The 22,210-nt window shown below is 68.2% G+C and carries 17 protein-coding genes and 2 pseudogenes; 6 read left to right on the top strand and 13 right to left on the bottom strand.

The window, feature by feature from the left end:
• Positions 1–322 precede the first annotated feature (322 nt).
• The gene (locus KXC42_RS27365; protein WP_257605830.1) at positions 323–742 is read left to right on the top strand and encodes a hypothetical protein; all 420 of its coding nucleotides are present in this window, start codon (positions 323–325) and stop codon (positions 740–742) included.
• Between the two features lie 51 nt (positions 743–793).
• Here KXC42_RS27365 and KXC42_RS15895 read toward each other — a convergent pair whose 3' ends face one another.
• The 6 genes and pseudogenes from KXC42_RS15895 to KXC42_RS27360 form a co-directional block, all read right to left on the bottom strand.
• Positions 794–1,552, bottom strand: coding sequence for an ATP-binding protein (locus KXC42_RS15895; protein ID WP_007633699.1), 759 nt, complete (start codon positions 1,550–1,552; stop codon positions 794–796).
• Positions 1,549–3,207: an IS21 family transposase gene (istA, locus tag KXC42_RS15890; protein WP_257605819.1), complete on the bottom strand. Its 1,659-nt coding sequence runs from the start codon at positions 3,205–3,207 to the stop codon at positions 1,549–1,551. Before istA ends, KXC42_RS15895 begins: the two co-directional genes overlap by 4 nt.
• Positions 3,208–3,346: 139 nt before the next feature.
• Positions 3,347–3,580, bottom strand: coding sequence for a hypothetical protein (locus tag KXC42_RS15885; RefSeq protein ID WP_219129259.1), 234 nt, complete (start codon positions 3,578–3,580; stop codon positions 3,347–3,349).
• 75 nt (positions 3,581–3,655) lie between these two features.
• Positions 3,656–5,461 (bottom strand): oleate hydratase, encoded by a 1,806-nt coding sequence (locus KXC42_RS15880; RefSeq protein WP_219129258.1) that lies wholly within the window; start codon positions 5,459–5,461, stop codon positions 3,656–3,658.
• A 45-nt stretch (positions 5,462–5,506) separates the two neighbouring features.
• Complete coding sequence (locus KXC42_RS15875) at positions 5,507–6,364, bottom strand: 3-hydroxyacyl-CoA dehydrogenase (RefSeq protein WP_006550366.1); 858 nt, start codon at positions 6,362–6,364, stop codon at positions 5,507–5,509.
• Positions 6,365–6,889: 525 nt separating this feature from the next.
• Positions 6,890–6,985: pseudogene (locus KXC42_RS27360) on the bottom strand (TetR/AcrR family transcriptional regulator); the annotation flags it as partial.
• Between the two features lie 268 nt (positions 6,986–7,253).
• Here KXC42_RS27360 and KXC42_RS15865 point away from each other — a divergent pair.
• Positions 7,254–7,454 (top strand): annotated as a pseudogene (locus KXC42_RS15865) (ISL3 family transposase); the annotation flags it as partial.
• Positions 7,455–7,804: 350 nt separating this feature from the next.
• On the opposite strand, the gene KXC42_RS15860 reads toward KXC42_RS15865, so the two are convergent.
• Both KXC42_RS15860 and KXC42_RS15855 read right to left on the bottom strand, forming a co-directional pair.
• Positions 7,805–9,649, bottom strand: a complete 1,845-nt coding sequence (locus tag KXC42_RS15860) for a siderophore-interacting protein (protein ID WP_219129257.1) — start codon at positions 9,647–9,649, stop codon at positions 7,805–7,807.
• An 89-nt stretch (positions 9,650–9,738) separates the two neighbouring features.
• Positions 9,739–11,316 carry a long-chain fatty acid--CoA ligase gene (locus tag KXC42_RS15855; protein ID WP_052040091.1) on the bottom strand — a complete coding sequence of 526 codons (1,578 nt, stop codon included), beginning with the start codon at positions 11,314–11,316 and terminating at the stop codon, positions 9,739–9,741.
• A 167-nt stretch (positions 11,317–11,483) separates the two neighbouring features.
• Between KXC42_RS15855 and KXC42_RS15850 the strand changes: the two genes are divergently transcribed.
• Positions 11,484–12,761: a LuxR C-terminal-related transcriptional regulator gene (locus KXC42_RS15850; protein WP_006550370.1), complete on the top strand. Its 1,278-nt coding sequence runs from the start codon at positions 11,484–11,486 to the stop codon at positions 12,759–12,761.
• A 39-nt stretch (positions 12,762–12,800) separates the two neighbouring features.
• On the opposite strand, the gene KXC42_RS15845 is transcribed toward KXC42_RS15850, so the two are convergent.
• Positions 12,801–14,579, bottom strand: coding sequence for a cutinase family protein (locus KXC42_RS15845; RefSeq protein ID WP_019288440.1), 1,779 nt, complete (start codon positions 14,577–14,579; stop codon positions 12,801–12,803).
• Between the two features lie 333 nt (positions 14,580–14,912).
• On the opposite strand from KXC42_RS15845, the gene KXC42_RS15840 reads away from it, so the two are divergent.
• The 3 genes from KXC42_RS15840 to KXC42_RS15830 all read left to right on the top strand — a co-directional run bounded on the left by KXC42_RS15840 (position 14,913) and on the right by KXC42_RS15830 (position 17,725).
• Positions 14,913–15,998, top strand: coding sequence for an S-(hydroxymethyl)mycothiol dehydrogenase (locus tag KXC42_RS15840; protein ID WP_006550372.1), 1,086 nt, complete (start codon positions 14,913–14,915; stop codon positions 15,996–15,998).
• A complete protein-coding gene (locus KXC42_RS15835; protein ID WP_006550373.1) occupies positions 15,995–16,630 on the top strand; it encodes an MBL fold metallo-hydrolase in 636 nt (211 codons plus the stop codon). Before KXC42_RS15840 ends, KXC42_RS15835 begins: the two co-directional genes overlap by 4 nt.
• A gap of 72 nt (positions 16,631–16,702) precedes the next feature.
• The gene (locus KXC42_RS15830) at positions 16,703–17,725 is read left to right on the top strand and encodes a GTP-binding protein (protein ID WP_219129256.1); all 1,023 of its coding nucleotides are present in this window, start codon (positions 16,703–16,705) and stop codon (positions 17,723–17,725) included.
• A 127-nt stretch (positions 17,726–17,852) separates the two neighbouring features.
• On the opposite strand, the gene KXC42_RS15825 is transcribed toward KXC42_RS15830, so the two are convergent.
• From KXC42_RS15825 to glp, 4 genes are all read right to left on the bottom strand, one after another.
• Positions 17,853–19,292 (bottom strand): DEAD/DEAH box helicase, encoded by a 1,440-nt coding sequence (locus KXC42_RS15825; protein ID WP_219129255.1) that lies wholly within the window; start codon positions 19,290–19,292, stop codon positions 17,853–17,855.
• A gap of 223 nt (positions 19,293–19,515) precedes the next feature.
• Positions 19,516–19,929, bottom strand: coding sequence for a molybdenum cofactor biosynthesis protein MoaE (locus KXC42_RS15820; RefSeq protein WP_006550376.1), 414 nt, complete (start codon positions 19,927–19,929; stop codon positions 19,516–19,518).
• A complete protein-coding gene (gene moaCB, locus KXC42_RS15815; protein WP_024101436.1) occupies positions 19,922–20,920 on the bottom strand; it encodes a bifunctional molybdenum cofactor biosynthesis protein MoaC/MoaB in 999 nt (332 codons plus the stop codon). Before moaCB ends, KXC42_RS15820 begins: the two co-directional genes overlap by 8 nt.
• Positions 20,917–22,122 carry a gephyrin-like molybdotransferase Glp gene (gene glp, locus KXC42_RS15810; RefSeq protein WP_219129254.1) on the bottom strand — a complete coding sequence of 402 codons (1,206 nt, stop codon included), beginning with the start codon at positions 22,120–22,122 and terminating at the stop codon, positions 20,917–20,919. The genes moaCB and glp overlap by 4 nt, the downstream gene beginning before the upstream one ends.
• Positions 22,123–22,210: the final 88 nt, after the last annotated feature.

Genomic DNA, 22,210 nt, shown 5'->3' with positions numbered 1-22,210 from the left:
TGTTGGCGCCACGTCACGGCCGCCGGCGGCCCCGGCGTCGCCCTGCTGGTCGCCCGGGACGGATTCCCGCTGGACGTGCACGTTTTCGAGGGCAACAAGGCCGAAACCAAGACCTTGATCCCGGTGATTACCGCCTTCCAGGAGCGGCACGCAATCGCGGACATGGTCGTCGTGGCGGACGCCGGGATGCTTTCAGCGGCCAACCTCAACGACTCGAAGACGCAGGTCTACTGTTCATCGTCGGCTCCCGCACCTCCAAAGCGCCCAAGGAGCTCGAAGAGCACTTCGGTCGCCGCGGCAACGCATCGACGACGGCGAGATCGTGGAGCTGACCCGCCCGATGGGGCAAGGCCGCGACAGGCGCGACCGCCGAGTGGTGTGGCATTACAAGTGGGAGCGCGCCCAGCGGGATCGCCGCACGCTCAGCGCGCAGATCGACCGTGCTCAGCGAGTGGCCCACCGGGCCGAGCCCTTGAAGAAGCAGCGGTTCGTCAAGCTCATCGGACAGAACGTCACTTTGGACGAGGCCTCGATCGAACGGGCTCGCCAAGCGGCCGGATACAAGGGGTACGTCACCAATATCGACTCGACGATCATGGATGGCCACGCCGCGGTGGCGTCGTACCACGACCTGTGGAAGGTCGAGCAGTCGTTCCGGATGGCCAAGTCCGACCTCAAGGCCAGACCGGTCTTCCACTGTTTGGGACGCCTTTCGGAAAGCGCGGTTCTGATGATCGGGTAGCGGTCGGACGGGCATCGGATAGCGGCATCTGCCCGTCCGACCGCTGGGCCGCTATGGCGTTGCCGTGGCGAGGTGCCGTCTCATGTTCGGGCCGTCGAGGGCGATGATCTCGGCGCCGGCGACGATCCGGTTGAGGATCGATTCGGCGATGACCGCGTCTTGGAGCGACTTGTACCAATCTGGCGGATCGAACTGCGAGGTCACCAGCGTCGAGCCCCGCCCTTCCCGAGCGGCAAGGATGTTGAGCAGCTCCGCCGCGGTGTGCGGAGCCACCGGCGTGGTCAGGAAGTCATCGAGAACCAGCAGGTCGCAGTTGTGCAGATCAGTGAGGAAGTCCAGCCTGCGCTGCGAGGTCGGCTCCAGCACGGCGAGCCGGTTGGCCAGGTCGTCGAGCCGGAAGAACCTCGCGGTGTAGTACTTTCGGCACGCGGCATTGAGCAGCGCCTGGGCGAGGTAGGTCTTGCCCACGCTGGACTGGCCGAGCACGACGAGATTGCGGGTGGCGTCGATCCATTGACAGCTGGAAAGTCGTGCGATTAGCTCGCGGTTGACGTTGCGGTCAGGCAGGTAGCGGATCTCTTCTACGCAAGCATCAGGGTTTGGCGATCTGGAGGCCTTGAGTAGTTTCTGGGTCCGGCGTTCCTGCCTGGCCGTGATCTCTTTGTCCAGGGCGTGGAAGATCTTCTCCGAGAAGGTCCACTCGTCGCAGGCGGGATCGTTGGCCAAGTCGATGACGGTCTGGCCGAACGCGGTCATCCGCAACTGGGTGAACAGTGGCATGTCGGCGTCGGTGAGATGACGATCAGTCACTGCAGCTCCTCCCGCCCCGCGGTGCCGCTGCTCGGGCCTCCGGTGAGGACGGCGAGGCTGAACTGCTCCGGCCCGGCCAGATGCGCCCCGGTGGTATCTCGCCGATCCGGCGGTACCGCTACAGGCGTTGCGGTCGCCGGCGTCGTCGCTGCGGTCGTGGTGGTGGGTCGAGCGGCGGCCTGGGCCCTCAGGGCCGCCAGCTGCTGCTTGACGGCGGTGTAGCTGATCGCCCGGCGTGAGGTCTCGGAGACCAGCTGCCCGCAGGCCCGCTCGAGCAGCATCTTGTTGTCCCCGCGGGCCAGGGCGAGGATGTTCTGGCACGAGCGGTAGCCCTGAGCCTCGATCCGCTGGCGATCCAGGACCTCACTGATCGCGGCCACGGTGTGCGGTCCGATCTTGTGGGCCTGGCGCACGAAATACGCCCGCGACCACAGGTCCGATGACTGCAGATGCTGCGCGGGAACATGGTCAGGGTCGGTCACGAAGGCGTGCCGCCTACCGGAGACGGCGTGGGAGGCGATGACCTCCCCGCCAGCCATGACAGTGAGCGTGGGGCCGGTGATCTTCACATCGACGTGCTGGCCAGCGAAGGTGTAGGGCACCGAGTACTTCACCGTGGCGATCTCCACGTGGTAATCCCTGTTGACCTTGGACTTCTTCCAGATGACTGGCTGCCAGCGGGCCTCGGGAAGGTCGAACAGTTCCGACTGCTCGTGCTCGGTGAACAGCTCCCGGCGGCTGGTCTTCTGGCCGCGGAACGGGGTCCGGTCGTTGATCGCCTCGACCTCGGCGGCGATCGCCTCGTTCGCATCATCCAGGCTAGCGAACCGCCGATCGGCCAGCCGTCCGATCACCCAGTTCGTCACCACCTTCACCCCAGCCTCGACGTGCCCCTTGTCTGTCGGGCGCACCGGCCGAGTGGGCACGGCAGCGGTCTGGTGATACTCGAGGAAGTCACGGTACTCACGGTTGACCTCGCGGGCCCGGTCACCGCGGGCGATCTGGTTCGACGCCGTCGAGGCGTTGTCCGGGACGATCACCTGCGCCGCGCCGCCGAAGTACTCGAACGCCTGCAAGTGCGCGTCGAGCCAGTTCGGCATCTTCTCGTCCAGGCAGCCGCAGGCGAAGACCATCCCCGAGTACGGCAGCGATGCCACGAACACCGACACTGTGGTCTTGGTGCCGGTGACGGGATCGAAGATGGCCATCTTCGTGCCCGCCCAGTCGACCTGCATCGTGTGCCCGGGCACGTGCGTGATCCGCATCGTCAGCTCGTTGACCTCGACGTACTCGCCGATGATCTGGCAGAACCGCTGGTAGCTGTAGTGCCGCTGCCCCGGCGTGCCGTCAGTGTCGAGGTAGTTGGCCCACAGCACCCGCAGCGGCAGCTTCTTCTTGCCCGTGCGCTTCTTCACGGCAGCCGCCACGTCGAAGGCGACGAACTCCTTCGACGGCGTCTTGCGCCCATCGGCGAACAAGACGTCGATCTCCTCGACGCTGAGCGCCTCGACCTGGCTCGTGGCGGTCAACCCGTGCTCGTGGCAGACCTTCTTCGCCTTCGCGACCGTGCGATGCGAGCAACCCGCGATCGCCTCGATGTCCCGGTAGGACCTGTCCTGCAGCAGTAGCGACATCACCAATCGGTAATCAGTCACCCGTGCCTCCTGTTCGGATCCACGCGCAGCCTGGTTGCCACGCGTAGAACCGACACGAGCACACGAGGACCGGCACCGCTATCCGATGCTCATACTCGCGCTACCCGATCATCAGAACCCTGCTATCCGAAGCACGTCCCTAACATTCCACCGGACCAGGGATTCCATCGAGGCGCACTTGACCGTGGTGTTCGCCGCGCTGGCGGTTGCCCGATACCTGCAGAACATCACCGGCGTATCGATCAAGAAGGTCGTCGGCGCCCTCGAACCCCTGCGCACGATCGTGGTCGCCATCGGCGACCACGAGATGATCGTCGAGCCGAGCATCAACGACGACGCCCGCAAACTCATCGATGCGATAAACGCGGGTCACCAAAAGTTGTGGAACTCAGGCCGGAGATCGGCGCGGGGTGATCCTCGCTCGGTGGACGGAGTCAGCGTCTGCGGGTCAGGCTCCGGCGTCATCGGCACGGACTCGTTTCGTCGTGCCGTCGAGCTCGGGGATGACTCCGAAGTCGGTGAGGAGTTGTCCGATCTGAGTGTGGTCGAGGTGCTTGATGATGCGGTTGCCGACGAACTTCGGGCCGGGGAGCTCTACCTCCTCGCCGTCGCGCAAGCGCGCGGTGGCCTCGAGCAGGAACCTGAGATCATAGGTGGAGTTGAACACCTCCGGCACGCCGCGATCGATGCCCAGCAGCTGGTAGGCGGCCTCCATCGCAGTACGCACCGAGTACTCGGTGGTGAAGATCGTGTCGCGCGTGGTTTCGGCGAACTGGCCGATGAACGCGAAGTTCACTGCGCCCTCGGGCACCACGTCGGGGCGGTCACCGGCGGTGCGGGGCATGAAGAACGAGGTGACGTAGGGCATCATCACAGGCACGGTCTTCGCGCCGTTTGCCGCGAGCTCCGGGATGTCCTCGACGGGCACACCCAAGTGATAGAGCCATTCTTGGGTGATCTCTTCGCCGGTCGACTCCTGCATTGTCTTGCCGGTGAAGTCGCCGGGCACGTCTACGAACAGGCCGTAGACCCACACGACGATCTCGTCGGGTGCTTGCGCTTTGAAGTGCGGCTGGCGGTTGACTGTCCAGCTGAGCAGCCAGGACGAGTCTTTCGCGGTGACGATGCCGCCGGTGACGATGTTGCCGGAGAACGGGTCGCGCTTGGCGATCTTCTTGATGTACCTCGGGATCTCAGTGCCGATGGTGGTGACCGTCGCTGACTCCCACTTCGTCTTCGAGATGTCGCCGCAGAACACCTCGGGGCGTCCGAAAGAGGGGTGCTTGGCCGCGATGCGCCGCCACAGGTCCCACGCCGGCGCGGGACCTTCGTCGAGTCTGGCCGCATTGTGGTGGGTGCCGTCGTCGGAGTTCTCTGTGAGCGAACCGATCGTGGCGAGCACGAGGTCGTCGGGACCGAGGTCGACGCCGCCGGGCACGCCGCCCTTTGTCCAGTGGATGCGGGTGGCCTGTTTACGGTCGCCGTCGAAAACGAAGTCGATGTCGGTGACCTCGGTGGAGAACTCGAATCTCACGCCCTGGTCCAGGAGCCAGCGGTACATGGGCAGCACGAGCGATTCGTACTGGTTGTACTTTGTGAACTTCAGCGCCGAAAGGTCGGGGAGCCCGCCGATGTGGTGCACGAACCGGTGCAGGTAGAGCTTCAGCTCGAGTGCGGAGTGCCAGTTCTCGAACGCGAACATCGTCCGCCAGTAGAGCCAGAAGTTGCTGCTCAGGAACTCTTCACCGAAGATCTCGTCGATGCGCTTGTCTTCCATCTCCTCACGCGAGGCGAGAAAGACCTTGACCAACTCCTTCTGAGCTTTCTCGCTCAGGCCGAACTCATTGTTGGTGACGAACTCCTCGCCCTGCCGGTGTGTGACCCGGTTGAGTGAGTAGTTGGGGTCGTCTTTGTTGAGCCAGTAGAACTCGTCGAGGACGGATCCGTCGACCTCGAGCGACGGGATGGTGCGGAACAGATCCCAGAGGCACTCCATGTGGTCTTCCATCTCGCGCCCGCCGCGGATGACAAACCCTTTGTCCGGCTTCTTGATACCGTCCAGCGCGCCGCCGGGCAGGTCCAGGCGCTCGAGGATTGTGATCTTGTCGCCGGCGAGTTGCCCGTCGCGGATCATGAACACCGCCGAGGCCATCGAGGTGAGCCCGGCGCCGACGAACCAGGCGGTCTTGTTCTCGACTCCCTCGGGCTTGCGGGGGCGGGCGAAGGCTTCGTAGTTTCCACTGCTGTAGTACATCTGGCTTGCACGTCCTCTCGTGGACTGTTCTGCCGCGGTCGTGGGTCAGTTGTAGGTGTAGAAGCCCTCGCCGGTGGCGACGCCCAGCTTGCCGTGGTCGATGTACTCGCTCTTCAGCCAGGCCGCGAGCGCCTGGTCCTCCTCCCCGCCGTGGGCGAGGATGTTGTACGGGGTGACCAGGCCGATGACATCGGTGATCTGGAAGGGGCCCATCGGCGCTCCCGTGCCGATCCGCCACACGTTGTCGATGTCCTTCGGCTCGGCGTATCCGCCGGCGGCGAGTGCGTACCCGGCGTTGAGGAACGGCACCAGTAGCGAGTTGAGGACGTAGCCGGACTTCTCCTTGTACACGGGGATCGGAACCATCCCGATGTTGCCGGCGAAGGCGACGACCTCGTCGAACACGGCCGGATCGGTGTCGGCGGTGCCCATCACCTCGGCGGTGTTGAACTTCCAGACCCGGTTCGCGAAGTGCAGCGCGAGGAACTTGGCGGGGCGTCCGGTGGAGTCCTTGAGGTCGCTGGGCAGAAGTGTCGACGAGTTCGTTGCGAAGATCGTCTTCTCCGGTGCGAGCTCGCCGAGCCTTCGGTAGGTGTCCTGCTTGATGGACAGTACCTCGGGGATCGCCTCGATGACCAGATCCGCGTCCGCGACCGCGTCGGCGAGGTCGGAGGAGAACCGGACGCGGGTGAGCGCCTCGTCCGCCTTCCCCTCGGCTGCCCCCGCGACTCCGTCGTCCTTGTAGGTGGTGACGAGAGCGTCGAACCGCTTCTTGGCTGCCTCGATGGCATCGCTGCTGATGTCATATGCGGTGACCTGGAAGCCGCTGTAGGCGGTCTGGAAGGCGATCTGGGTGCCGAGGACTCCGGTTCCCAGGACGGTCACGTGTGTGATGTTGCTCATTGTTCTGTTTCCTTCATTCCTTCTCGGGCGGCGGATCGGCCGCCGGGGTGTGTGCAGCACGCCGGTCACGATGAGCGTGACCTGACGTCTGAGGTCGTCGATCGCGTCAGCCTCGGGGATGTCCGAGGCCGTCATCCGAGCGATCGCGAGATGAGTGACGGCGAACAGCGAGGATCCTGCGACGCGTGCCTCCCCGTCGCTGAGGGTCGGAGCGGCGCGTCGTAGCGTGTCGGAGAGGGACGCCTCGAGCTCGAAGATCAACGCCATGCCCTCGGCCCGGAACTTCGCGTCGTGAGGGCCGAACAGCAGCTCCCGCTGGTACGCAGCACTGTTCTCCGGCTCACGTGCGGCAGCGACGACGAGGGGGTGCAGGCGGGCGAAGACCGCGGCGGCAGGATCCGGCGTCAACGCCGCACGCGCGGCGCCCTCATCTATCGATGCCCGGAGTGCCTCGTTGTAGACCATGAGCAGCAACTCGCTCTTGGTCGCTGCGTACCGGAACAAGGTCCCCGCTGCGACCCCGGCCGCGGCGGACACCTCCTGCGTCGTCACCGCGGAGAACCCGCGCGCACGCAACAGATCGGACGCGGCGCGAAAGATTCGCTCCCGCTTGAGCCGCATGTTCTGCTCGCGGCGGGACTCCATCTCCCGAACGCCCGGGCGCCGTCCGCGCTCTGAAAGCTGCTGCACCTCGCTCACATTAATGAGTGTACTCATTTTCTTGCGGACCGCAAAGGGCGTACGCACGCGATCGGCGACAGGTGTGGCCGGTGTTGTGGCTCTTCGCAGTTGAGGGGGTGGGTGGCTGAGCGCGTCGGTCGCCGGATGAAAGTCGAGGCCTTCCGATGATGGAAGTTCTCACACTGACCATCCGCCGGAAGACCTCGACGTGCACCACGCTACCTTCGCGCCCCCCGACCTGACCGTCTTCTGACACCTCGACGAGCTCGGTCTTGTGGCCGTCGGTCAGCTGCTCGAGCCGGATCGCGCGGTGATCGAGTGCCGCGTCGCCGAGCCGGACCCGTGGTGCCGGGGATGCGGTAGCCGGGCGCTCTCGCGCGGGACGGACACGCGGCGTCTCGTCCACGAGACATCCTCGCGTTCTTCGACCGGACCGGCACGTGCAACGGCCCGACCGGGACCGTCAACGGGTGCCTGGAGCGCCTCCGCGGCTCGGCCCTGAACTTCCGGAACCTGACGAACCTCATCCGGTCGAGACAGCTGAGGAAGGCTCCGCCTCGGTGCGCCTGGTGGACACGCACGCTTCGAATGGCCCTGTGGCTCGCGACCATCCGTGCCAGCGCTGGGGCAAGTTTCGACAAGCCTCCCGCTAGGTCCACCGTTCGGAAGACATTCCTCGCGGGAGACTTCCTCGCAGCAGCTCTTCTCGTCGTTCTGCAGCGGCCCCGCGCGTCGCGAGGCCGCTGCATTCTCACGATCTCAGCCCGCCGAGCCGGTGGACGTGTACAGCGTCATGCCCCAACCCACCGTCGTGCGCTCGGGTTCCGCGAGGCCGGCTGCCTCGAACAGTGCCAGGTGGTCCTCGTGCGTACGACCACCGCCGCCGCTGAGTGCGAAGTCGACGAGATCGTCCTCGTAGTCGTGCTCACCGGCGATGTCGTCGAGCACAGTGCCGAAGACGAGGACCCGGCCGTCCGGATTCAGTCCCGCCGCCGCCTGCTGCAGCACGTGCACGGCGTCGGCATCGGGCAGTTCGTTCAACCGCCCGGTCAGCAGCACCGCGTCGACCGGTTCGGGGCGGGTTTCGAGCATGCTGCCCGGCGTATAGGCGACGCGCTCGTGCTCGCCGTGGACGCGACGCAGGACCTCGATCTCCGACGGCGCGGCCACCACGGTCGCCCGTACCGACGGATTCGCCGTGACGAGGGCGTGGGCGTAGGAACCGGCGGCCTCACCGGAGACCGCGATCGTCGAGACATCGGAGGGCACCTTCGCCGCGAGGGCACTGGCGAAGTAGACGGCCATTTCGGTTTCCTGCTCGTACCGATCCGTCAGGAGAGCGGTGTCGTCTGTGACGCGCTGCGCGAAGCTCTTGCCGAACCGATGTGCGTCGTCCCCGCGACCCGTGCGGACGGCAGCGAGCAGTGCGAGCATGCCCGCCAGTTCCCGCTGCGCGTGCACACCGTCGAGTCGCAGTTCCTCGAGGTGGTGGTCGTCCTCGAGTTCACGGCCGACGCCGGTGAGCCGGAACCGGCCCTCGCCCAGATCCTCGGCCACCCCCACGGCGACGAGATAACGGAGAAGTTTGCCCAGACCGGTGCGGTCGGTCCCTGTCTTGGCCACGAGTTCGTCGAGGGTGCGCGGCGACGCGTCGAAGGCCGTCGCCAGTCCGATGGTCGCTGCGACCCGCAGCGCGAAACCCGGTGCGATCTCGGTCAATTCGTCGAAACGGTCGCGTTCGTCCTCGGTCGTCTCGAAATCGGGCAGGGAGGCGTCGGCCTCCGACACCGCGACTTCCTGACGACGCCAGTAGCCGGTGACCTCCACCTGTTCCTTCGGCAGGCCCTTCTCATTGCGCAGCCACCGCCGGATCGGGGTGAGCGTGAGGGCTTCACCGGCCACCCACGCGAAGACCGTGCCGTCCCACCACTCGGCGGCCCGGAGGGCATCGAACAACAGGGTGGTCGTGCCCGGCTCGGCGCCGTCGCGGCTCAGCCAGGTCAGCTCCACACCGGCGGGAACGGGAAGATCCTGCCGATTCGAGTCGTCGGCGATCTCGACGAAGATCCGGCCGCGTGCACCCTCCGGCCAGTTCTCGAGCCAGCGCCCGATGGCCGGCAGCGCCGTCTCGTCGCCTGCCACGAGCGTCCAGTCCACGCCCTGCGGGTGTCCGGCCGACGACTTCGGTCCGGCGATCTGGATGGTCTCACCGGGTTCCGCGCGGTACGACCAGCTCGACGCGGGACCCACGCCGTGGCGCACGAAGTCCACGTCGATCTCGCCGGCGGCCGGATCCCAGCGCCGGACGGTGTAGGTGCGCATGAGCAGCTTCGGATCGCGCGGCCAGTTCACCACGCCGTCGGCCTGGGTGGGGCCGAGGGCCTCGTCGAGTTCGGGATGCTTGAACATCAGCTTGAACTCGTCGTCCACACCGTCGGACCGGAACGCCTCCACCGGGAATCCGTTCGGCGCGACGTGCGCCCGCAACTGTTCGCCCCCGAGGGTCACCCGCCGCATCCCGGGGCTCACGTCCGTCACGCGGAGCACCTTCAGGTACCGCGTGGTGATCGGGAAGACCTCGAGGGGGCGAAGACTACGGGCCATGGGTGCGTTCTCCTCGGCAGGGGATCGTGGACGGCGGAACGACCGGTCTCTCCGCCCGCGCGGTGACCTGCGTTTAGGCGAACCTTACTTCAGAGGGCATTCGTCTGCCGCGACCCGTCCTGGCCCGCGCGACGACCGTTCGCGTACATCTCGTCGACGAGACTGGCGTACCGGGCGAGCACGCGATCCCGGATCGGACGCCCGGCCGGGTCGAGATCGTCGGTCTCCGGCGGCTCGCTCACCGTGACGAAACGGCGGATGCGTTCCCACGGATCCGATCGGGCGTCGAGCTGTTCCAGCGCGGCCGCGACGACCGGTTCCGGCGCGGTGGTGAACACGAGACCGACGCAGTACGGGCGCAGCTCCCCGGCCACGACGAGTTCGCTGCCCGGACACATCCGGCGCCAGCGGTCGGCGAGCGCGGTGGGGCCGACGTACTTTCCGGTGCTGGTCTTGAAGGTGTCCTTGCGGTGCCCTGTCACGACGACGAATCCGTCGGCGTCGATCTCGGCGAGATCGCCCGTGTGGAACCAGCCGTCGGCGTCGAGCGCGGCGGCACTCTCCGCGGGATCGTCGTGGTAACCGGTCATCACTCCGGGACTCCGAATGAGGAGTTCGCCGGTGTCGGCGATCCGGACCTCCGTGCCGCGCAGTGGTCGGCCGACCGTGCCGGGGCGGTGCGCGCCGAGCAGGTTCGCGCACGACGGTCCGGAGGTCTCCGTGATCCCGTAACACTCGAGCACCGGTACACCGAGCTGCTCGAACCGCCGGGCGACGTCTTCGGACAATCGCGCCGATCCGGAGACGACGAAGCGGAGCCGACCCCCGAGCTCGTCCCGTTCCAGCCGGGCGATCTTCTCGAGCACGTGCGGGACCGATCCCAGGAAGGTCGGCCGGACCGTGCGCAGATTCGCGGTGACGCGGTCGGCGCGACCGTCGACGGCGGTGCTCACACCTGTGTGCATGGCCATGAGCAGTAACGACCGGCCGAAGACGTGCGCGAGCGGCAACCACAGCAACTGACGGTCGGACGACGAGATCATCCCGGTCTGCGCGACGGCACGGGCGCCGTAGGTCGTGCCCCGGTGGGTCAGGCACGCGCCCTTGGTGCGGCCGTCCTCGCACGCCGTGTATATCAGCGCGGCCTCGTCGTCCGGGGACAACGCCGCGATCCGTCGCTCCACGACGTCGGGGTCGGTGCGCAGCAGACGGCGCCCTTCGTCGGCGAGCTTGTCGAGTCCGTCGATGCCCAGGACGTCGGTGGCGGCGACCGGCCGGTCGGCGACGGTGAGGACGGTGTGCGCACGCCGGATCTGCGACCGCACCTCGTCGTCGCGGGTCGCCGGGTAGATCGGGACGGTGACGCCGCCCGCGCACGCGATCGCGAGGTCGGCGACGACGGTCCGATAACAGGTCGTCGCGCAGATCGCGACCCGCGATCCGGCTCCCACACCCCGACCGATCAGTCCCGCCGCGAGGTCGAAGACCTCGCGGCGTACGTCCGTCCACGTCGAAGGACGCCACCGTTCACCGTCCGGGCACAGGTAGGCGACGGAGTCGGGGGAGCGGGACACCCGGTCGAGCAGCAGACCCGGCACGGTCGCGGGGAACCCGTCGCGACCGTCGATCGCGGTCGCGGTGCCCGTCGTCGCGCGGGGGTCCGCCACTGTTCGCAGCACCTCCCACGGACGAGGAATCGAAGTCGCCCCAGTGGTCGGAATGTTACCGCCGGCCGGGGTCCGAGGGGCCGAAGTGGCGCAGTACGCGATGCACGCGTCGGCAGGGGCCGGGGCTCCTCCGGGAAGGCGCCGGTGGACGCCGATATCGTGGGCATGTGAGTCCCGCTGCCCGTCGCCCTGAGGTCCTGATCGCCGAGCTGCGCGACGTCCTCACCGGTCCGCTCGCGGAGATCGCGCAGCGATTCTCCACCTATGTCGACGACCTCGCTCCGCACAGTGCCCTGGTGATCTTCACGAGGGAATGCACCGGCCGGCCGCGGAAGGTGGCCGGCGACCCGTCGATCGTCGACCGGGTGACCATCGCCGAGCTGGACCGGGTGCGGAACGACCTCGTCGCGGGGGAGATCCGCCGCGGCAGCTTCCGTCTCGCTGGTCGCGATCGTGAGGTGTGCGCGATCCTCGACAGCACCGACACGCTCCTGGTGTTCGTGCCTCGCGGGGCCCGGGCCACCTCCGCGGCCCTCGTTCTCGTGCGGGCGGCGTTCGGCGTGGTCGCGACCGGCATCCGGTTGCAGGTGCACACCGCCAGCCCGGCATATCTCGCGGAATCGCGGGCCGCCTCCGCGGAGCGGGCCCGCACCGTCGCCGAGCTCACCGAATCCCATGCCGTGACCCTCGAGACGATCCTCGCGACCCTGCGGTCGAAGGATCTCGACGACACCCGTGCCCGGACCACGGCGCGGGAGACGGCGACCGAGGCCCTGATCGGCCTGCGATCGGCGGTGGACCTGCACCGCGAACTCGCGGAGGAGGCACTGACCACCGCGTTCGCGCGACTCCACGGTGAACTGCGCGATCTGGTGCGGCACCGCCCGCTCGACCTGCAGATGGTCGCTCCGCCGGTGGGTGGACGGGGACTGCCCGGAGAGGTCGCGCACGCGGCCCGCGCGATCGCCCGGGGCGCCGTGCTGGCGATGTCCGGTCAGACCGACGTGACGCGGGTGCGCGTCGCGTGGACCTGCGACGACTCGACCCTGCTGGTGGACGTGCGTGACGACGGCAGCGGCGAGATCGACGTCGTCGAACTCGGGCGCCAGCTCCGCGACCGCGTCGAAACCCTCGGCGGTGGAATCGAATCCGAGTCGACCCCCGGCTGGGGCACACGGATCGCGGTGAGCTTCCCGCTCGACCTGCCGATCGCTGCGACGGACGGACCCGCTCTCGATGCGCTCGCCGCGCTCGCGCCCCGGGAGATCGAGGTCCTCGAACATCTCGTGGCCGGACGGCGCAACCGCGTCATCGCCGAACGTCTCGGCGTGAGCGAGTCGACGGTGAAGTTCCACGTGGCCGGCGTACTACGAAAACTCGGCGTCAGCACTCGCGGTGAGGCCGCGGCTCTCGGTGCAGAGGCCGGGGTCCGCGCCGCGGGCTGACGCCGAGTTCTCGGTCGGCGGGTGGCCCGTCGAGGACGGTCAGGCAGCCGGTGCCGGCGACGTGGTCGTCGGGGCGACGGTCGTCGTGGGCGTTCCGGAGGAGGTGGTCGACCCGGCGCCCGTGGTGGTCTCGCCCGTGGCCGGAGTCGTGGTCTCCGACGGGGTGGAGACCGGAGCCGTGGTGGTCATCGGGGTGGGCGTGGCTGTCGTCACGCCCGCTTCGGGTGCAGCCGGGGCCACCGGTGCAGCGGGGTCGCCTGCGGGAGCCGGGACAGCGTCGACGGGGGTGGGCACGCTGCTGTCGGCGACCGTCGCATCGTCGGTCACAGTCGAGGACGGCGAGGTCTCCGGCGTGGTGGACGCCTCGGCGGTCTCGGCCTTCGCCGTCTCCTCGGCGATCATCAGCACCGCGGCCTTGTCGACCTTGTTCGCATCGACCGCGTTGCCCTCCTTGGCCTGGCGGGCCAGGTGCTCGAGCCAGGCGGCGGCGTACTCGACGGTGGACGTGCCCTTGCCGTCGATGTCGTCGTCCCAGTAGTCGAAGTGGTGCCCGTAGTGGTCGTCGTTCTCACGGTCGTAGCCGAAGGTCTGGTCGTACGGGTCGGCAAGCACCACCGCGAGGGTGTTCTGGTTGCTCCGGATGAACCCGACGACCTCCTTGACGATCTTCTCCGGCAGGTACGCCAGGTTCGACAGACGCTCCGCGGGGATCGGCGCCTCGGCCCCGTCCTCACGGGTGGCGCCGGAGTCGGCGTCGGCAGCCACAGGCGTGGTGGGGCGGGCGGCGGGATCGTAGCTCGGGTCGGAGACCTTGATCAGCACCTCGAGGAAGGTCTCGTCCGACCGCATCCAGTCCGGATTCGCCGAGATGTCGGCGAGGGCGAGCAGCGCGACCCGGCCGACGACCTGGGCCAGGTCGGCGCCGGTCGCGGGGGTCAGTCCCTCACGCTCGAGGGCGTCGCCGTTGACCTGACGACCCACGTTCGCGAGCAGTTCGATCAGCGCGATGTTCTCGGGTGCCGAGCACGTGAAGTCGCCCTCGGAGCAGAACGAGGCGACCTTGCCGGCGAGATGACCGAAACCACCGTTCGTGTCGGGGAGGACACCGCGTCCGGAAACGGCGTCGCTGCCCGGCTGGTAGGGGCGATCGAAGCCGTCGGGGTTCGTGCCGTTTTCCGCGCCGGGGAAGAAGCCTTCTCCGGCCTCGCGGCCCGCGTCGGAGAGGATGACCACGCCGCTGACGGCGTCGGGATCGATGATCTCCCAGGAACCGTCCTCGCTCTGCTCCTGCGCACCGATCTGCATCGCGGCGCGGCGCGCGACGTCGGCGCCCTCGCTGAACCCGACGATGGCGAACTGGGTGTCGGGGCAGGACCGCCGGATGGCCTTCATGACCTCGATGGTGTTCTCGGCGCCCTTGTTCACGGCGTTCTCGTAGCTGGCTAGGTCGGCCGGGTACTCGATGTAGATGGCCGCGTAGCCGTCGCCGGCCTCGTGGTTCTCGAGCGGTGCGCTGATGACCGGCTCGACCCAATGGCTGCGGTAGGCGCCCTGCTGGGCGGCGGGAAGGCGGTTGCCGTTCTCGTCGACGAGCATCTTCGACTCGTCGCGAGGGATGTCACCGCGACCGCCGATACCCAGGCTGACCATGTCGTGACATTCGGTGGTCTTCGCCAGGCCGGCGAGGTACGGGTCGGCAACGGTGGGGGTGTCCTGTTGCGGAAGCACGATCGCGGCCGCTGCCACGACTCCGAGCGCGGTGGGGGCGAAGACGCCGGCGAGAATCCGCCGACGCGACAGCGACTTTCGAAGTGCCATGGGCCTCTACCAATCCGTTTCTGACCGAGGAATTGCCGGCCCGCCGAAGTGCGGCGGGTCGTAACGGATTTCGTGAAGGTCGCTCGCAGCGTTACATCGACACGGGTTTACCGAGGTGGCGACGGAGAAATGCAGGCGCGAACACCGAGCCGCGAAATCCAAGGGAAATGCGCCAATCGGACAATTCGAGTTCGCCGCTCAGCGACTGGCCGTTCGGCTGGGTCGGGCCCGCCGAACGATCAGGAGCAGAGCGCCGCGGGAGTGGCTAGGGTCGGAATCACCGGAAGTCGGAAACACCGGATACTGCCGGTCGCATCACGAAACGGAGACAGCATGTCGCAAACAGTCCGCGGAGTCGTCGCTCGCTCGAAGGGAGCGCCTGTCGAGGTCGTGCCCATCGTGATCCCCGATCCCGGCCCCGGTGAGGTCGTCGTCGCGATCGCCGCGTGCGGCGTGTGCCACACCGATCTGCACTACCGCGAGGGCGGCATCAACGACGAGTTCCCGTTCCTGCTCGGCCACGAGGCCGCCGGTGTCGTCGAATCCGTCGGTGAGGGCGTCGACTCGGTCGCCGTGGGCGACTTCGTCGTCCTGAACTGGCGCGCGGTGTGCGGCCAGTGTCGCGCATGCAAGCGCGGTCAGCCGCAGTACTGCTTCGACACTTTCAACGCCACCCAGAAGATGACACTCGAGGACGGCACCGAACTCACTCCGGCGCTGGGCATCGGCGCGTTCGCCGACAAGACCCTCGTCCACGCCGGTCAGTGCACCAAGGTCGACCCGAGCGCCGATCCGGCCGTCGTCGGCCTGCTCGGCTGCGGTGTCATGGCCGGTCTCGGTGCCGCCGTCAACACGGGCGGAGTCACCCGCGGCCAGTCCGTCGCCGTCATCGGCTGCGGCGGTGTCGGCGACGCCGCGATCATGGGTGCGCGCCTGGCAGGTGCCGTCACGATCATCGCCGTCGACCGCGACGACAAGAAGCTCGAGTGGGCCACCGACCTCGGTGCCACCCACACCGTCAACTCCAGCGGGGTCGACGCGGTCGAGGCGATCAAGGAGCTGACGGGCGGTTTCGGTGCGGACGTCGTCATCGACGCGGTGGGCAGGCCGGAGACCTACAAGCAGGCCTTCTACGCCCGCGACCTCGCCGGCACCGTCGTCCTCGTCGGTGTACCCACCCCGGATATGACCCTCGAGATGCCGCTGATCGACTTCTTCTCGCACGGCGGCTCGCTCAAGAGCTCGTGGTACGGCGACTGCTTGCCCGAGCGCGACTTCCCGACCTACGTCGACCTGTACCAGCAGGGACGCCTGCCGCTCGAGAAGTTCGTCACCGAGCGCATCGGCATCGACGACGTCGAGAAGGCGTTCGAGACGATGCACCGCGGTGAGGTCCTCCGTTCGGTGGTGGTCCTGTGAGCACCTCGCCGATCCGCGTCGACCGGGTCGTCACGTCGGGCACCTTCGCGCTCGACGGCGGCGAATGGGAGGTCGACAACAACATCTGGCTCGTCGGCGACGACTCCGAGGTCGTGGTGATCGACGCCGCGCACACCGCGCAGCCGATCATCGACGCCGTCGGTGGACGGAAGGTCGTGGCGATCGTGTGCACGCACGCACACAACGACCACATCACCGTGGCGCCGGAGCTGTCCGAGAAGCTCGACGCGCCGATCCTGCTCAACCCGGCCGACGACGTGCTGTGGGAGATGACCCACCCGGGTGTCGCGCACGGCACGCTCGAGGACGGGGAGCGGATCCGGGTGGCCGGAACCGACATCCAGGCGATCGCCACGCCGGGTCACTCGCCGGGTTCGACCTGCCTGTACCTGCCGGAAGCGGGTGAGCTGTTCACCGGCGACACCCTGTTCTCCGGCGGACCGGGCGCAACGGGCCGCTCGTTCTCGGACTTCCCGACCATTATCGGGTCGATCCGCGACAAGCTGTTCGTCCTGCCCGCGGAGACGAAGGTGCACACCGGTCATGGCGACGGCACCACGATCGGCACCGAGTCGCCGCACCTCGAGGAGTGGATCAAGCGCGGCAGCTGATGCTGCCGGTGCGCGGTTCCGGCGGCGGTTGCCGTCCGAACCGCGTACGAGCGCACGGCTAGTCTCACCACCATGGCGAAGAAGCAGATCCCGGTGATCGTGGTGGCCGGATTTCTCGGCGCAGGGAAGACGACGCTGCTCAACCACCTGCTGCGCAACACCCGCGGTGCGCGGATCGGTGTGATCGTCAACGATTTCGGTTCCGTCAACATCGATTCGATGATGGTGGCGGGGCAGGTCGACTCGATGGTCTCGCTGAGCAACGGATGTCTGTGCTGCGCAGTCGATGTCAGCGACATGGACGCGATGCTCGACAAGCTCGCCCACCGCTCGTCCGATCTCGACGTGATCGTCGTCGAGGCGAGTGGACTCGCCGAGCCCCGCAACATGATCCGGCTCGTCGCCGGCTCGGAGAACGAATACGTCTCCTACGGTGGCCTCGTGCTGGTCGTCGACGCGGTGGAGTTCGACGCGACCGCCGAGCAGCATCCCGAGCTCGAACAGCACGTGGCGCTCGCCGATCTGGTGCTGATCAACAAGACCGACCGGATCGACGGTGAGGCCCACGACGATCTGCTGACGCGCCTGTGCCGGCTCAACTCCCGCGCCGCGGTCGTCTCGACCGATCACGGTCGCATCGACCCGGCGTTGCTGTTCGACATCCCGGAGCGGCCGGGTCCGCAGCCGGGGGAGCAGCTCACCCTCGACCGGTTGCTCTACGAGCAGGACGACCACGAGCACACCCATCTGCACGACGGCTACGACGCGATCACCTTCGAGTCAGCAGATGCACTGCACCCCCGCGTGCTGGTCGATTTCCTCGAGAACCAGCCCGCAGGGGTGTTCCGTATCAAGGGCTACGTGCGAGTCGCTGCCGGACTGGACACCGGCACCTATCTGTTGCACACCGTCGGCGACCACATCAGGTTCGAACCGGCGGGTCGCGGCGACGACGTGCCCGACGGGACGCAGCTCGTCGTCATCGGGGCCGATCTCGAATCCGACGACGTACGCGAGCGACTACTCCGCTGCGTGCCGACCGAACCGGTGTCCGCGGACGCGATGTACGCGATACACCGATTCACGCCCCGCTGAGGCGGAAGGCCGATTCATCCCGCTGAGGCGGCAGGCCGATTCATCCCGCTGAGGCGGCAGGCCGATTCATCCCGCTGAGGCGGCAGGCCGACTCACCCCCGCTGACGCGGGAGGCCGGCCCTTCGGCTCAGCGAGCGGCGGAGGTACGGCGCTGGGGACGACGACGGCCACCGGTGGCAGCTGCGGCGCCCTGACCGGTCGAACGCTGACCGCCGGCCGCGCGCTGCCCACCCGAGGAGCGCTGCCCACCCGAGGAGCGCTGACCACCGGCGGAACGCTGTCCGCTCGACGAGGAACGCTGACCCGAACCGGAGCCCTGGCGGGGAGCCGACGAACGGCGGCTGCCGCCGTTGCGCTGCGGACGCGACGGCGCGGAAGCCTGCTTCGGTGCCGGCGCGACGTACGGCGCGATCTCGCCGACGAGCTTCAGCACGTGCTCGGAATCCGCCGTCACCTTGATGGGGGTGACGTCGATGGCGGCCTTGCGCATGATGGCCGCGAGATCCCTGCGCTGGTCGGGTAGGACGACGGTGACGACGTCGCCGGTGCTGCCGGCGCGGGCCGTGCGACCGGAGCGGTGCAGGTACGCCTTGTGCTCGGCCGGGGGATCGACGTGCACGACGAGTTCGACGTCGTCGACGTGGACACCACGTGCGGCGACGTCCGTCGCAACGAGCACCCGCGCCTCACCCGACGAGAACGCGGCGAGATTGCGGTCGCGGGCGTTCTGGGAGAGGTTGCCGTGCAGGTCCACCGCTGGGATGCCGGAGTCGGTGAGTTGCTTGGCGAGCTTGCGGGCCTGATGCTTGGTGCGCATGAACAGGATTCGGCGACCGGTTCCCGATGCGAGGGTGCGGACGAGGTCCTTCTTCGTATCCATGCCCGCGACGTCGAAGACGTGGTGGGTCATCGCGGCGACGGGGGAGGTGGCCTCGTCGACCGAGTGCATGACCGGGTTCTTCAGGAACCGCTTGACGAGCTTGTCGACGCCGTTGTCCAGGGTGGCCGAGAACAGCAGGCGCTGACCGTCTTTCGGTGTCGCCGTCAGGATGCGGGTGACGCCGGGCAGGAAGCCGAGGTCTGCCATGTGATCGGCCTCGTCGAGCACTGTGACCTCGATGTCGTCGAGCACCACGAACTTCTGGCGCATGAGGTCCTCGAGGCGGCCCGGGCAGGCGATGACGATGTCGACGCCGCGGCGGAGGGCCTCGACCTGGCGCTTCTGCGACACGCCGCCGAAGATCGTGGTGACCTTCAGACCCGACGAATGCGCGAGCGGTTCGATGGCCGCGGCGATCTGGGTCGCCAGTTCGCGGGTGGGAGCCAGGATCAGGCCACGCGGACGGCCTGCCGCCCTGGTGCTCCTGCCTGCGAGGCGAGCGGCGAGCGGGATCGAGAAGGCCAGGGTCTTACCGCTACCCGTGCGTCCGCGTCCGAGCACGTCAAGACCGGCGAGGGTGTCGGGGAGGGTGTCCACCTGGATGGGGAAGGGGCTGGTGATCCCGGCGTCGTTCAGCGTGGCGACGAGCGGGCGGGGCACCCCGAGATCGGAGAAAGATGTGGTCATGGAACAGCGCTGCCTTTCGATGCGGCGTGTGTGCACTCGACGGACCGTGTGCCCGTGGTGCTGTGCGATCGCCGCAAGGAAGGCCGGTGCATCTGTGCGTACTGCATCTGTGCATGCGGGCCGGGCACGATCCCGGGCCGCCGGTATCCCACGACGGTGGGCGTCGTCGTGACGCCCGAACCATGTCACCCTACCGCACGGGGTGCGTCAGTCCCTGATGTGACTACAGACCCACCCACTCCGAGGCACCCTCGGTGAAGTGCTGACGCTTCCAGATCGGCACTTCGGCCTTGATGCGTTCGACCAGTTCGGCGCAGGTGGCGAAGGCTTCTGCGCGGTGTGGGGCGGCGACCGCCGCGACCAGCGCGAGATCGCCGATGGTGAGATCGCCCACTCGGTGCACCGCCGCGACCGGGAGCCCGGACTTCGCCGCGACGTCCTCGCAGCACCGCCGCAGGAACGCTTCGGCATCCGGATGTGCCTGGTACTGCAGCGCGGTCACCGACTGTCCACCGTCGTGATTGCGGACGACACCGGTGAAGAGCACCACCGCACCGTGTTCGGCGCCTGCCACCGCGGCGTCCACCGCCGCGGGATCGAGCGGTTCCGAGGAGATCCGGGCCAGTAGTTCACTCATGAGCGCCGCCTCCTGCGACTTGTGCCAACAGATGGTCGAGGATCGGGTCGAGGGCGGCGAGACCGTCCTTCACCCCGCCGGGCGAGCCGGGCAGGTTCACGACGACCGTGTGGCCGACGAGACCGGCGACGCCGCGCGAGAGCACGGCGTGCGGGGTGGCCTCGAGTCCGCGCTGCCGGATCGACTCCGCGATGCCGGGCAGTTCACGATCGAGCAGGGCGAGAGTCGCTTCGGGGGTCGCGTCGGTCGGCGACGCCCCGGTTCCGCCGGTCGTCACGACCAGGGCAGGGCCCGGACGGACCGCGTCGGCGAGACCGGCTGCGATGTCGGCGTCCGCGTGGACGAGGGGACCGCGGACCGCGAATCCCTTGTCCTCGAGCCACGACCGGATGAGCGGTCCGGTGCGGTCCTCGCGGGTGCCCGCGGCGACACCGGTCGACGCGACGACCACGGCGGCGGAGCGTCCGGTCTTCTCCACGGGCTGTTCGCCGGCCCCGGGGGTCCCGTCCCGGCCGGGTGCGTCGTCACGGGTCCAGTGGCCGCGCTTGCCGCCCTCCTTGGAGATCAGCCGCACGCCGTCGAGAACGGCGGCCGGATCCACGGCCTTGACCATGTCGTGCAGGGTCAGGCCGGCGACGGCGACCGCGGTGAGCGCCTCCATCTCGACTCCGGTCGGGCCCTTGGTCTTCGCGGTGGCCTCGATCGTGATCGAGGTGTCGGTGAAGTCGAACATCACCTTCACCGACGACAGCGCCAGCTGGTGGCACAGGGGGATGAGCTCCCAGGTGCGTTTCGCCGCCGCGATGCCGGCGATGCGGGCCGTGGCCAGGACGTCGGCCTTGGGCATGTCGTCGGCGCGGACGAGCGCGACCACCTCGGGAGTGGTGACGAGTTCGCCTGCCGCCACGGCGATCCGTGTGGTGTCGGTCTTCGAGGAGACGTCCACCATGCGGGCGCGTCCCTGGTCGTCCAGGTGGCTGAGGTCGGTCACAGGATCCGTACTTTCACGAGGTCTCCGGCTTCGAGGGAGGTGGTGTCGGCGGGGATGTCGAGGAGCACGTCGGCGGCGGCGAGTCCGGCGACGAGATGCGACTCGTGCCCGCGGAAGGGGGTCACCCCCTTCTCGTCGAGTCGCCCGCGCAGGAACTGCCGGCGTCCCGGGATCGACGTGAGATCCTCGGTGAGCGGCAAGCTCTCGCACACGACGGGCGGATAGCCGGCGGCGGCCCGCAGTGCGGGTCGCGCGAACACCTCGAACGAGACGAGCGCGCTGACAGGATTGCCGGGGAAGGTCAGGATCGGCACGCCGTCGACCACGGCGGTGCCCTGAGGGCCGCCCGGCTGCATCGCCACCGAGACGAACTGCCCGCCCCGCGGCGCGAGCGTGTCCTTCACGACCTCGAAGTCGCCCTTCGACACTCCGCCGGAGGTGAACACGACGTCGGCGACGCCCACGGCATGTTCGAGCATCGTCACGAACTCCTCCGGATCGTCGTGGCAGTGGTCGATGGTCACGACGTCGGCACCGTTGGCCGACGCGCTCGCGGCGAGCGCCGGTCCGTTCGAGTTGAAGATCTGGCCCGGCCCGAGTTCGCTCCCGGCCGTGACGAGTTCGCTGCCGGTCGAGATGATCGCGACCCGCGGCCGTGCGCGGACGGGGATCGAGGTGAGGCCGACGGCGGCGAGCGCGGCGATGTGTCGGGCGGCGAGGACCGTGCCCGCGGGAAGCAGCAGATCTCCCTTGCAGACGTCGGTTCCCGCCTCACGCACATAGGCTCCGGGCGTGACGCTGCGCTCGACGGTCACGCTGCCGGCGCCGTCCGAGTCGGGGGTGGTCGCACGGGTGTCCTCGACCGGGACGACGGCGTCGGCGCCGTCCGGGACGGGAGCGCCCGTCATGATCTTCAGCGCGTGCCCCGGTTCGAGTGCCGCGACGGTGTCGCCCGCGGCCAGCACGCCCTGGACGGGCAGGTCGGCGGGGGTCGACGCGAGATCGCCGGCGCGGACGGCGTAGCCGTCCATCTGGGAGTTGCGGAAGGGTGGCAGGTCCAGCGGCGACTCGACGTCCTCCGTGAGGGTGCGGTGCAGCGCGTGCGCGAGCGGCACACGCAACGGGCTCTTCTTCCGCAACGGGTCGAGCAACGCCGCCACGTGCTGTTCGTGTTCCTCCACGGACCGCCTGCCGCTCGTCATGCCGCCATCCTAGGCACACGAGGGCCGTGCCCCGCCGCCCACGACGCGCCGCGTGTGCCCCGTCTGTCCGGATGCGATGTCACGATCG

The organism is Rhodococcus sp. LW-XY12, from assembly GCF_019317345.1.
GTDB lineage: Bacteria > Actinomycetota > Actinomycetes > Mycobacteriales > Mycobacteriaceae > Rhodococcus > Rhodococcus pyridinivorans.
Note: the sequence above shows the minus strand (reverse complement) of the source record. Positions and strands in the feature narration are given on the sequence as shown.